This window comes from Actinocrinis sp., from assembly GCF_035653575.1.
In the GTDB taxonomy this organism is placed as follows: domain Bacteria; phylum Actinomycetota; class Actinomycetes; order Streptomycetales; family Catenulisporaceae; genus Actinocrinis.
This window is the reverse complement of record NZ_DASRBQ010000122.1, coordinates 1-11,861: the sequence shown is the minus strand read 5'-3', so window position 1 is coordinate 11,861 and position 11,861 is coordinate 1. Positions and strand designations below refer to the sequence as shown.

Below are 11,861 nucleotides of genomic sequence, written 5' to 3'. Positions count from 1 at the left end.
CGCGGACCCCTCGTGTCAGAGCCCGAGCACGGTGCAAGAATCACAGCACGGCTCGGATCCGGCTGAGAGGGGCGGGGTGGTGGGCGAGTCGAAGACGCCTTATGTCGCCGCCACCGCCGGCGAGTCGCTGCGCCGGCTGCGACTTCGCGCCGGGCTTGGCCAGGGCGAGCTCGCCGCGCGCGCCGGAATCAGCGTGCGGACACTGCGCAACATCGAGAACGGCACGTTCAGCCGTCCGCAGGCCGCGTCGATCCACCGATTGGCGGTCGCGCTCGGCCTTTCGGGCGTCGAGCTGGACGGACTGCTCGCGGGCACGACGAATACGGCCCCTGACGAAACCGGCCCCGGGCTCGCGCTGCGGGTCGACGTGCTCGGGCCGCTGACCGTGCGGCGAGGAGCGAGCACGGTCGAGGTCACCTCGGCGATGCAGCGCAGCTTGATCGGCCTGCTCGCGGTTCAGCAGCGGCAGCCCGTCGGCGCGGACGAGATCGTCGATCTGCTCTGGCCCGACGATCCGCCGCGCACCTGCCTTCAACTCGTGCACACCTATATCGCGCAGGCGCGCCGCCTGCTCGAACCCGCGCGCGGAGCGGGCGAGTCAGCCAGTGTTCTGCGACGCGTCGCGGGCGGTTATCAGCTCGACCTGCTGTCCGAACAGAGCGACCTCGTGCAGTTCACCGGGCTCGCGCGGCAGGCCGGGGACGCGTGGGAGGCCGGCGCGACCGAGTCAGCGCTGCAGCTGCATCGCGAGGCGTTGTCGCACTGGCGCGGCCCGGTCTTGGCCGGCTGCGACTCCCGACTGCGCGAGCACCCCGCTGCGATTCGGGCCGCCCAACAGCGGATCGCGGCCGTACAGCAGTGGGCTGACGCGGCGTTGAGCGTCGCGCGATACGACGAAGTCCTCGGTCCGCTGCGGGTTCTGCACGCGGAAGAGCCCTTACACGAGGGATTGGCCGCGCGGCTGATGCTGGTGCTGGCCGGTGCGGGACAACAGGCCGCGGCGCTCGCGCTGTTCGAGTCCGTCAAGGGCCAGCTGGATGAACAGCTCGGCGTGAGCCCCGGCCCCGAACTGAGGACCGCGCAACTCAGGGTGCTGCGCGGAGAGCTTCCCGTCGCTTCGAGCGGCATGCCAAGCGAAATCGCGCAGAGCGGCGCTTCACCGGCGCCGGTCCCCGCGCAGCTTCCGGTCGACGTGGCCGGATTCGCCGGACGGTCCGAATGCCTTCGGCAGCTGGAGCGCTTCCTGCGCGCGACCGGGCACGCCGAGTCAGACCCCGGATCTCAGCAGCCGGTCACGATCGCCGCGGTGGTCGGAATGGGCGGCGTCGGCAAGACCGCGCTCGCGGTGCACTGGGCGCACCGGGTACGTGATCGCTTCCCCGACGGCCAGCTCTTCGTGAACCTGCGCGGGCACGGCGTCGAAGGACCGCTGCGGCCGATCGACGCCCTGTCCGGGTTCCTCCTCGCTTTCGGCACGCCGGCCGATCGGATACCGCAGGATGAGGCGCAGGCTGCGGCCCTGTATCGCAGTCAGACCTCTGGCAAGCGGCTGCTCGTGGTGCTGGACAATGCCGCGGACGCCGACCAAGTGCGTCCGCTGCTGCCGACCGGCGCCGGCTCGCTCGCCGTGGTCACCGCCCGCGAGCGGATGGCGGGGCTGGTGGCGCGCGACGGCGCCCATCTGCTCTCACTCGACGCGCTCGAACCCGAGGAGGCCGGCACCCTGCTCGAGCGGATGCTCGGCTCCCGGCGCGTCGCCGCCGAGCCTGAGGCGGCGGTCGAACTCGCCCGCCTGTGCGCGCACCTCCCCCTCGCCTTGCGCATCGCCGCCGCGAACCTCGCCGGCCGGCCGAACCGGCGCATCGCCGACCAGGTCTTCGCGCTGTCCGAGGGCGACCGGCTCGGCGCGCTCGCCATCGACGGCGACGCCGCCACGGCCGTGCGGGCCAACTTCGCGCTCTCCTGCGACGCGCTGCCCGCCGCCGAACGCAGGCTGTTCCGGCTCACCGGGCTGCTGCCCGGCGCCGACTTCACCGCACCGATCGCCGCAGCGCTCACCGGCCTGCCGCTCGCGCGGGCCCGGCTGCTGCTCGACCGGCTGGCGAATCATCATCTGCTCGACGAGCACCGGCCCGGCCGCTTCACGATGCACGACCTGCTGCGCTTGCTGGCCGTGGAACTCGCCGGGGAGGAAGAGGACGAGGCGACGCGCTCGGCGGCGCTATCACGCGTATCAGGGCACTACCGAACGCACCTGAACGCGGCGGCGGACCTGCTGTATCCGCACTTGCTGCGCTTGCCGGACCGCGCAGGCGCACCGGAGACCGAGCAGGTTCGACCGTTCCGGGACGGCGCCGCGGCGCTCTCCTGGCTCGATGACGAGTGCGCCAACCTCGTCGCGTTGATCACCCACCTTGAGCAGCAAGGGAATCACGCCGACACGTGGACGCTGGCCGCCCTTCTCAACGGCTACTTCGTCATGGGCCGCTCCACGCGCGACTGGCAGGCCGTCGCCGAGGCGGGACGACGCGCCGCTTCAGCCGCGGGCGACGTGATGGCCGGCGCGATGACCGAGCTGAACCTCGGCATGGTGCACAACATGCGCGCACCGCAAGCTGCCGCCGCGGCGCACCACGCCCGCGCCGCCGAACTGGCCCGCCAGGCCGGCTGGATCGACGGCGAGGCGGTGGCGCTCAACAACCTCGCCCGCGCCTCCTGGCTCGCCGCCCGGCTCGACGAAACCGTCGACTGCCTCACCCGCGCGCTGGCCCTGCATCGGCGCAGCGGCCGCAAGGTGGGCGAAGCGGTCACGATCGCGAACCTTGCCGTCGCGCACCTGGAACGGGCCCGGCACCGCGAGCACGACCGCGCGCGGGAGAGCGGAAGCGGCGCAACCGAAGCCGCGGAACTGGACGCGCGCGTCGAGCCGCTGCGGCTGCTGCACGAGGCCCTGGAACTGCATCAGGCCGCCGACGACCGGCGCAACGAGGGCGACACGGTGCGCATCCTGGCCGAGGCGCACCGGGATCTGGGCGATTACGCGCTCGCCCTCGAACTGAGCGAACAAGCCCTCGCGATCGCCGACCGCGCCGGAGACCTGCGGTTCGCGGCCGCCGCGCGCAATACCCGCGCCACTGTGCGCACCCGCCTCGGTGACGCCCAAGCAGCGTTCGATGATCACGCGGAAGCCCTGCGCACGGCGGCCGAACTCGACGACGATCGGTTGCGCACGCAGGTCCTGCTCGACCTCGCGGAAAGCCACGCGCGGCTCGGGCAGCCCGACGACGCGCTGCTGCGCCTGCACGACGTGCTCGCCCTCGCGCACCGAAGCGGATCGCGGCTCCTGGAACGCCAAGCACGCCGCGTGCAGGATCTGGTGCACGAGGCCCGGCCCGATCTTGTGCCCTCGGTCGCCCTCCCCGCCCCCGTCTCCACCGCTGCGCCCGCGCCCGTGCGGCACCGATCAGGTTCTTGATCGCTGTCCTCATCCCGTAATGCTGTTACCGGCCGCATCTTCAGACTGCGGACGTATCGTGGGCCGGGTGAGCGTTGTCCGCCGCGACACGTACCGCCGCTGGGCCGTCGTCGGAGTGGCGATCGCCGTGCTGTGCTCGCTGCCGAGCGTCGTCTCCGCGCTCCCGGTGCACACCGCCGCCATCGCACCCGACGCGCTGCGGGCGCGCATGCTCGCCTCCGCCGACCATCCATATCAGGGCTATGTCGAGACCGACGGCCGGCTCAACCTGCCCGAACTGCCGCAGCTCGGCACGATCAGCTCGCTGCTGAGCGGGTCCACCAAGATCCGCACCTGGTTCGCGGCCCCCGACGAGTGGCGCACCGACGTCCTGACCGACACCGGGGAGCAGGACACCTACGGCACCCAGGTGGGCACGCTCTCCTGGAACTTCGAGACCGGGCAGATCACCCAGATCCTCGGCGACCCGGTGGTCCGGCTGCCGCGCGCCGACGACCTCACCCCGCCCCATCTCGCCCTGCGCCTGCTGCACACCGCGGCGGCCGGCGACAAGCTCGTCCCGCTGCCCGCGCGCGACGTGGCCGGGATCTCCGCGCCGGGCGTGGAGATCCGGCCCGTCTCCCCGGACACCACCATCACCCGCGTCGACCTGTGGGCCGACCCGGCCACCGGCGTTCCGGTAGCCGTAGAGGTGTACGGCGGCGGCTCCTCCGCCCCGGTGATCACCAGCCGCTTCCTCGACTTCTCCTCGGCCCGCCCCGCCGACTCGGCCGCGCAGTTCGCCGTCCCCGACGGCGTCGCCGTCGCGACCGCCAACTCCTCGGACATCAACTCCCTGCTCGACACCCGCGCCCGGTTCCCGCTGCCCGCGCAGCTGGCCGGCCAGGCCGCCAAGCCGGTGCTGGACGGGTACGGCGCGGACGTCTCCGGCTACGGCTCCGGCTTCGCCACCTTCGCGGTGCTCTTCCTCGGCGACCGGATCGGCGACAGCGCGCTGTCCGCGGCCACCCAGGCCGGCGCGGCCCCGGTGACTTTCCCGAACGGCACCGGACGATTGATCCGCACGCCGCTGCTGTCCGTGTTGCTGGTGCGCTCGGACCGGTTCGACCGGATCTTCCTGCTGGTCGGCCTCACCGGCCCCGAACTGCTGACCAAGGCGGCGACCGACCTGCTCACCGACGTGGACACGCAGTTCGACCAGTGCCGGGCGCTGCTACGGGGCCGGCCGCCGGGGCAGCTGCCGCCCGGCCAGATCCCCGCGGCCTGCCGCCCGGTGCCCGTCCCAGCCCCCGGAGGAAACCCCTGACGTGATCGAGACCCGGCAGCTCACCAAGCGCTACGGCGCGGTCCTCGCGGTGGACCGGGTCGATCTGGACGTGCGCGAAGGCGACCGCTACGGCCTGCTCGGGCCGAACGGCTCCGGCAAGACCACGCTGATCCGGATGCTGCTCGGCCTGGTCTTCGCGACCAGCGGGCAGATCGAGATCGACGGCTGCCCGGTACCGCGCCGCGTCGCTCAGGTGCTGCCGCGCATCGGGGCGCTGATCGAGGGCCCCGCGTCCTACAGCTACCTGTCCGGGCGCGCGAACCTCGCCCTGATCGACGCGGCGGGACCCGGCGGCGAGCGGCGCACCCGGCGCGCACGGATCGAGGAGGCGCTCGAGCGGGTCGGTCTCGCCGGGGTCGACCGGCGCCCGGTACGCGCCTACTCCCTGGGCATGCGCCAGCGCCTCGGCCTGGCCGCCGCGCTGCTGCGCCGGCCCACGCTGCTGATCCTCGACGAGCCGACCAACGGGCTCGACCCGCGCGGCATCCGCGAAATCAGGGACCTGCTGATCGAGCTGAACCAGGGCGGCACCACGATCCTGCTCTCCAGCCACCTGCTCGGCGAGGTCGAGCAGCTGTGCACCCGCATCGGCGTGCTCGACCGCGGCCGGATGGTGATCCAGGACGAGCTGGCGGCGCTGCGTGCCCCCACTGACCGCATCCTGTTGCACACCCCCGACGCCGACCGCGCCACGGCGTTGCTCGACGGAACCCTGCTCGGCCGGGACGGCGACCGGCTGATCGTGCGCGGCGCGGATCCGGCGCAGCTCAACGCGCGGCTCGTCGGCGCGGGCGTGCGCGTCGCAGAGCTCGTACGTGAGCGCCGGTCGCTTGAGGACCTGGTCGTCGAGGCGACCAGCGCGGGTTCGGACCGCGTGGACCAAGCGCGCCCGGATGAGATGACGTCGGCCGAGGAGGAGGCGCGGTGATCCACGTCGAGCTGCTGCGGCTGATCCGCCGCCCGCGCACCTGGATGAACCTGATCCTGTTGTGCGCGCTGCCGATCATCGTGGCGATCTTCATCTCGGTGACCAATCTGGTGCCGGCCCCGGGCCAGGGGCCCGCGTTCCTCTCTGCGGTGCTCTCCGACGGTTCGCTCTATCCCGCCGCCGGGCTCGCGATCGTGCTGCCGGTGTTCCTGCCCGTCTCGGTGGCCGTGCTCTCCGGCGACGGGGTGGCCGGCGAGTCCGGCACCGGCATGCTGCGCTATCTGCTCACCCGGCCGGTCGCGCGCACCCGGCTGCTGACCGCGAAGCTGGTCGGCACCATGTCCTTCGTGGTGACCGCCGTGATCCTGGTCGCCGTCACCTCGTACATCACCGGAGTGCTCGCGTTCGGCAGCAACGGCCTCAAGCCGGTCTCCGCCTCCTCGAGCTCCGGAGCGGTCTCCTCCGCGACCACCGGAGTGTCCATCGGCACCGTCTCCACCTCGCTGTCCGGCACGCCGCTCGGCACCGGTCAGCTGATCCTGCGGGTGGCCTACGGCATCGGCTACATCTCGGTCTCGATGCTCGGCGTCGCGGCGATCGCGCTGTTCCTGTCCACGCTGACCGACTCCGCGCTCGGCGCCGCCCTCGGCGCGCTCGCGGTCCTGGTCACCAGCGAGGTGCTGGCGACCCTCGACGCGGCCGGCTCGGTCAAGCCCTACCTGCCCACGAACTATTGGCTGGCCTGGATCGACCTGTTCCGCGACCCGATCCTCTGGCACAACGTCGTACGCGGATTCGGCATACAGGCCATATACGCCGTGGTCTTCCTCGGCTTGGCCTGGGCCAACTTCTCCACCAAGGACGTCACCGGCTGAGCGCCCGCAACGCAGAGCACTGCGACGGGTCGGGTGCGGCGAGCGGCGCGGTGCCGAGCGCCTGCAACACCATCCCGACCACGGCCGCGTCCGTCGGCAGCTGGCTGTGCGAGACCTGCTCCCCAGCGCACACCGACTGCACCGACACGTCCACCGCGTCCGGCAACTCGGCCGAGGTCGGCGGCACGACCGTCTGATCCTGCTGCGTCCACACTGAAAGCCACGGCGGATGCCCGGCGGCCGGAGCGCCCGCGTCCAGTTCAGTCAGCAGGCTGCTACCGGGGATCAGCTGCTGGCACGCGGCCGGGCACGCGCCGGTACCCGCTCCCACGGCGGCACCGGCCGCGGCGACCGTCGTGCCGTGGAACGGAGAGCCGAGCGTGATGACGCGCCGTACCTTCGCCGCGCCGTCATGCTGCTCGACCCACAGCCGCACCACCACGCCGCCGGCCGAGTAGCCGATCAGGTCCACCGAGGGCCCGCTCTTGAGCGCGTCCGCGACATAGCCGTCCAGGACGGCGGCCTGCTGGCTCAGGTCGCCGACTCCGCCGTCCGGCAACTGCACGACCACCGCCTGCCGCCCGGCCGCGCGGATCCCCGCGGCCAGCACGTCGAGTGAGCCGGTCCCGCCGCCGTAGCCGGGCACCAGCAGCACGGTCCCGGGCCGGTCCTGCGCGGGGTAGCCGCTGGGCTGGCTGCTGTCGAGGCTGGAGATCACCGCCGGACCGGCCAGCGCGCCAACGAGGACCACGACGGCCGCGACCGAGACCCCGAGGAACCAGCGCCGCCGCGGGCTGAGCGCGCCGAGCCGCCGGCCCAGCGCGGTGCTGGTCAATCGCCGTGCCGGTCTTATCCGTGCCACGCTGTTCACGATAGGGGCCCGCAACCGGCTGCGACGCTCAGTGCGCTCCGCAACTCCTTACGCGGCGGTTACCGCTACCCGGTCCCGGCCTGAGCGCACTCGACCGTACATAACGGCGGCCGCGTACACGACCGTGACCACCGCGGTGATCGCGAAGCTGGCCGGCAGCTTGGGCGCGTAGTACGCCAACAGCAGCCCGCCCCACACCGAGCCCAACGCGAGCCCCACCGAGAGCGCCATGCCCAGATACGGCCGATCCGTCAGCGCGAGCGCCGCGCCCGCCGGACCAGCCAGCAGCCCGAGCAGCAGCAGCGCGCCGACCGCCTGCGTCGCCTCCGCGGTCGTCACCCCGACCAGCGCCAGGAAGCCGAAACCGAGCAGCCGCACCGGCACCCCGCGCGCCGCCGCGACCGCCCCGTCCACGGTGGCGAACAGCAGCGGCCTGGCGATCGCCACGATCGCGACGAACACCCCGAGCCCGATCAGCAGCGCGACGCGCGCCTGGCCGTCCGAGATGCCGATGATAGAGCCGAACAGCACGCTCGTCGTCGCATTCCCGGTGCCGCCGCCCGAACGGTTCGTCGTGTAGAGGGTCATGAAGAACACGCCAAGGCCGAGCACCCACGCGAACACGCTGCCGATCACCACGTCGTCCGCGCGACCGCGCTTGCCGAGAGCGCCCAGCAGCAGCGCGATGAGGATCGTCGCCGCGAACAGGCCGAGCCGCAGCTCGATGCCGAAGGCGAGGGCCGCCAGTGCGCCGGTGAAGGCCACGTGCGAGAGCGCGTCGCCGGTGAACACCTGGGCCCGCAGCACCAGGAAGTACCCGACCAGGCCGCAGGCCAGCGCGATGCCGGTCCCGGCCAGCAGCGCGCTGACCATGAAGGGATGATCGAACAGGCTCATGCCGCGCCCACCGCCTTTGCCGGGTCAGGGCTCGACCGCGGCCGCGAAACCCGCGCCGCCAACGCCGGTCCGGCGCCGCGCACGAGATACGCCAGGACGTACGCCCCGAACGCGAAGGTCGTGATGTAGAAGCCGATCGGGTAGCTCGTGAAGTACGCGAACGCGAACCCGACCCAGGACACCACGAGGCCGATCAGCACGGTCAGCAGCAGGCTGAGACCGGGGCGCGCGGTGATGATCTGCGCGGTCGCCGCGGGCATCACCAGCAGCGCGAAGACCAGCAGCGAGCCGGTGATCTGGGAGACCTCGGCCGTCGCGGCGCCGAGCAGGACCAGGAACAGCGCGCCGAGCAACCGCACCGGCACCCCGCGCGCCCGCGCGACGTCCGGGTCCACCGAGGCGAACAGCAGCGGCCGGCCGATCGCCGCCATCGCACCGAGAACCGCCACGGCCACCGCCGCGAGCACGATCACGTCGCCGTCGGTGATCCCGAGGATGTTGCCGAACAGCAGGTTGTCGACCTGGTTCAGGAATCCGCCGTAGAGCGAGACGAACAGCATCCCGCAGGCGAGCGCGAAGGCCTGCACGACGCCGGTCAGCGCGGATTCGTTGCCGGGCTCGCGGTTTCCCGGCCGCGTGCCGTACGCGATGACGAGCGCGGCCGCGACGCAGAACCCGAAATACCCGTACCCTGATGCGACCCCGAGCAGCACCGCGCCGGCCGCGCCCGGGAATCCGGCGAGCGAGATGGTGTGCCCGGCGAAGGTCTGGCGGCGCAGCACCATGAACCAGCCGACCACTCCGGCCGTCACCGCGATGATCGTTCCGGCCCGGTACGCGTTCACCATCGACGGCAGCGACCACATCTCCTGGATGTCGCGAACCACGTTCCAGGAGAGCGACCACGCGGGATTACCCGGCATGGCGGTCGGCTCCTTGCCTCTCAGGACGCTGATCCGCGTGGGCGTGCCGATCGGTGTGCAGCGCGGGCGCTTCCGGCCCGCCGACGACCACGAGGCGGCCGTCGGAGGTGCGCAGCACCTCGACCGGCGTGCTGTAGAGGCGGGTCAGCGTCTCGGTGGTGATGACCTCCTGCGGAGTTCCGCAGGCCGCGCCGCCGGACGCGATGTACACGACCCGGTCGAGGTAGGGCAGGATCGGATTCACGTCGTGCGCCACCATGACCACCGCGACGTTCGCCTCCCGGCAGATGCGGTGGATCAGTGCCGCGACAGAAGCCTGATTCGGCAGGTCCAGCGAGTCCAGCGGCTCGTCGAGCAGCAGCAGCCCGGGGCGGCGCACGAGGGCCTGCGCGATCAGCAGCCGCTGCTGTTCACCGCCGGAGAGCGCGCCGATCGGGCGATGCGCGTACGCCGAGGCGCCGACCAGATCGATGACCTCGCGCACCCGCGCCTGTTGCGCACGCCGCTGGGCACTGAATCGCGCGGCACCGGGAATCGGAATGCCCCACCGGTCGCCGTCGAGGCCGAGGCGCACGATGTCGATCCCGCGGATGCGCAGCGAGGCGTCGAAGTTGCGCCGCTGCGGCAGGTAACCGATCCGCTCGCCCGCGCCGCCCGGCCGCCGGCCGAGCACGGAAACGGTGCCGGCCGCGGATGGAAGCGTGCCCAGCAGAACCTTGATAAGAGTCGACTTCCCGACGCCGTTCGGACCGAGTACGGCCACGAACTCGCCGCTGCGCACGGTCAGGTCCACGCCGCTCCACAGCGTGCGCCCGCCGACGGTCGCCGCCGCTCCGCGCAGCGCGATGACCGCGCCTGCTTCCGCTCCCGCGCTGACTGTCTCCGGGTCCACGCTCATCGCGGTCACGTCCTTCGCCGGGGCCGGGCTCTTCGTCATGACGGTCCTCATCACCGCGCCCTTCGTCACTGCGCCCTTCGTCCCCGTGCTCTTCGTCCCTGCGCTCTTCGTCACTGCACTCTTCGCCAACACAGCTGCATCACCGCCCGGTCGCCCTGGCCAGCGCGCTCTCCAGCTCCTCCAACTGGGTCAGCTGCCACTGCTGGAAGGTGTCGCCCGAGGGGAAGAGGGTCTCGGTCACCGTGGTCACCGGGATTCCCTCCGCCTTGGCCTCGGCGACCTGCGCCGCGATGTCAGGCGTCGCATTCTGCGAGTTGTACACGTAGACCTTGATCGCCTTGCTCTTGATCTGCCGGTCGATCAGGGTCTTGTCGGCCGCGGTCGGGTCGTTGCCCTCGCTGATGTCGCGCAGGAACGTGGCGGGCGTCAACATCTTGAGCCCGAGGGTGTCGGCGAGCCCTGAGACGATCGACTCGGAGGCGCCGATCGGCGTACCGGCGTACCGGTCGCGGATGTCGCTGATCAGCTGGTTGTACGGGGCCAGCGTGGTCAGCTCGAATCGGCTCTTCTGCGCGGCGAAGTAGCCGGCGTCCGCGGGGTCGGCCTTCTGGTAGGCGGCGGTGATCGCGTCGATCACCTGGTACACGCTGGACTTCGCGTACCACTGGTGCGGGTTGTCGCCGTCCTTGAGGCCCACGATGTCGCCGACCGTGAGCACGGTGCGGTTCGCGTTCGGGTTGGCCGCGACCAGCTTCGGGGCCCAGGAGGAGTCGTAGCCGAGGCCGTTCTGGATGAAGACCTGCGCGGCGCTGATCGTGCGCGCGTCGGCGGGGGTGGCCTCGTAGTCGTGCGGGTCGGTGTCCGGGTTGGTGATGATCGAGGTCTCGGTCACGTGCGAGCCGCCGAGCTGCGCCGCGATCGACCCCCAGAAGTTCTCGGCGGCCACGACCGTGATCGTGCGGCCTGAGCCCGCCCCGGAGACGTCGGCGGCGACTTGCCCCGGGGCCGTGGTCGCGCAGCCGGACGTCAGCAGCAGCGCCGTCGCAGCCGTCGCCGCGACCGCGGCGGACTTGGCGGCGGTGGCGACGTGCGAGCGCCCGCTGTGGGCACGGACCATGACGGCCCCCTCGGTGAAGATGAACATCGTTTTCAAAAGCTGGGCTTAGCTTATGAAAACCATTCCGATTAGGCAAGGCGGGTGATCACGGGTTCCGTGGCCCGGCCCTTGACGCATGAGGGACTAACGGAACAACCCGGCCTCCGGTTCTGTCCGAGGCCGGGTTGTTACGCGGGGATAGGCTCAAAGTGTGAGACGGAGGCGGGGAGGACTCGCCCGGTGGCTCCGCTCGGGGTAATCCGTCTGGACGCATCGGCGGTCGGCCGGCGGTCGGATTGCCGTGAGCAGATCCTTCGGCGGGGCCGACTCGGTGCGTCCGGCTATAGGCCAGCTGGCTCGGTTCCAGGCGGGACCGCCAGCGCGGCCCCGCCTGTCTCCTTCCCTCTCTCGCCCCGTGCGTACGCCCGCTGGTCAGCCGGTGACGCTCGCCTTGCCGTTCTCGATGTGACCGGCGAAGCGCCGCACGTACGCCGGGTCGGCCGAGATGGTCACCGACAGGTCGTACCAGCCGTGCGCCGTCCGCAGCGGGTCGAAGCGCAGCGTCTCGTGC

The 11,861-nt window shown here is 71.8% G+C and carries 10 protein-coding genes; 4 read left to right on the top strand and 6 right to left on the bottom strand.

Annotated features, from left to right (window positions below; all coding sequences use genetic code 11):
• Positions 1-79: 79 nt before the first annotated feature.
• The 4 genes from VFA06_RS17485 to VFA06_RS17470 all read left to right on the top strand — a co-directional run bounded on the left by VFA06_RS17485 (position 80) and on the right by VFA06_RS17470 (position 6,605).
• Positions 80-3,475 (top strand): BTAD domain-containing putative transcriptional regulator, encoded by a 3,396-nt coding sequence (locus tag VFA06_RS17485; protein WP_324841666.1) that lies wholly within the window; start codon positions 80-82, stop codon positions 3,473-3,475.
• Positions 3,476-3,542: 67 nt separating this feature from the next.
• On the top strand, positions 3,543-4,781 hold the full coding sequence (locus VFA06_RS17480) for a hypothetical protein (protein WP_324841664.1): 1,239 nt from the start codon (positions 3,543-3,545) through the stop codon (positions 4,779-4,781).
• Between the two features lies 1 nt (position 4,782).
• The gene (locus VFA06_RS17475; RefSeq protein ID WP_324841663.1) at positions 4,783-5,730 is read left to right on the top strand and encodes an ABC transporter ATP-binding protein; all 948 of its coding nucleotides are present in this window, start codon (positions 4,783-4,785) and stop codon (positions 5,728-5,730) included.
• Positions 5,727-6,605, top strand: a complete 879-nt coding sequence (locus tag VFA06_RS17470; protein WP_324841662.1) for an ABC transporter permease — start codon at positions 5,727-5,729, stop codon at positions 6,603-6,605. The genes VFA06_RS17475 and VFA06_RS17470 overlap by 4 nt, the downstream gene beginning before the upstream one ends.
• On the opposite strand, the gene VFA06_RS17465 is transcribed toward VFA06_RS17470, so the two are convergent.
• From VFA06_RS17465 to VFA06_RS17440, 6 genes are all read right to left on the bottom strand, one after another.
• Positions 6,595-7,467, bottom strand: a complete 873-nt coding sequence (locus VFA06_RS17465; protein WP_324841661.1) for a hypothetical protein — start codon at positions 7,465-7,467, stop codon at positions 6,595-6,597. The two genes, VFA06_RS17470 and VFA06_RS17465, sit on opposite strands and share 11 nt — an antisense overlap.
• Before the next feature lie 57 nt (positions 7,468-7,524).
• Positions 7,525-8,373 carry a metal ABC transporter permease gene (locus tag VFA06_RS17460; RefSeq protein WP_324841660.1) on the bottom strand — a complete coding sequence of 283 codons (849 nt, stop codon included), beginning with the start codon at positions 8,371-8,373 and terminating at the stop codon, positions 7,525-7,527.
• A complete protein-coding gene (locus VFA06_RS17455; protein WP_324841659.1) occupies positions 8,370-9,296 on the bottom strand; it encodes a metal ABC transporter permease in 927 nt (308 codons plus the stop codon). The genes VFA06_RS17460 and VFA06_RS17455 overlap by 4 nt, the downstream gene beginning before the upstream one ends.
• Entirely contained in the window at positions 9,286-10,233 is a 948-nt protein-coding gene (locus VFA06_RS17450) for a metal ABC transporter ATP-binding protein (RefSeq protein WP_324841658.1), read from the bottom strand. The genes VFA06_RS17455 and VFA06_RS17450 overlap by 11 nt, the downstream gene beginning before the upstream one ends.
• A gap of 100 nt (positions 10,234-10,333) precedes the next feature.
• Complete coding sequence (locus tag VFA06_RS17445; RefSeq protein ID WP_324841657.1) at positions 10,334-11,311, bottom strand: metal ABC transporter solute-binding protein, Zn/Mn family; 978 nt, start codon at positions 11,309-11,311, stop codon at positions 10,334-10,336.
• A 411-nt stretch (positions 11,312-11,722) separates the two neighbouring features.
• Positions 11,723-11,836, bottom strand: coding sequence for a phospholipase domain-containing protein (locus VFA06_RS17440; RefSeq protein WP_324841712.1), 114 nt, complete (start codon positions 11,834-11,836; stop codon positions 11,723-11,725).
• Positions 11,837-11,861 lie beyond the last annotated feature (25 nt).

Bases quoted from the DNA above. Each gene is read 5' to 3' on its own strand.
- VFA06_RS17460 (WP_324841660.1), bottom strand. From the start codon at position 8,373: ATGAGCCTGTTCGATCATCCCTTCATGGTCAGCGCGCTGCTGGCCGGG.
- VFA06_RS17455 (WP_324841659.1), bottom strand. From the start codon at position 9,296: ATGCCGGGTAATCCCGCGTGGTCGCTCTCCTGGAACGTGGTTCGCGAC.
- VFA06_RS17450 (WP_324841658.1), bottom strand. From the start codon at position 10,233: ATGACGAAGAGCCCGGCCCCGGCGAAGGACGTGACCGCGATGAGCGTG.
- VFA06_RS17445 (WP_324841657.1), bottom strand. From the start codon at position 11,311: ATGGTCCGTGCCCACAGCGGGCGCTCGCACGTCGCCACCGCCGCCAAG.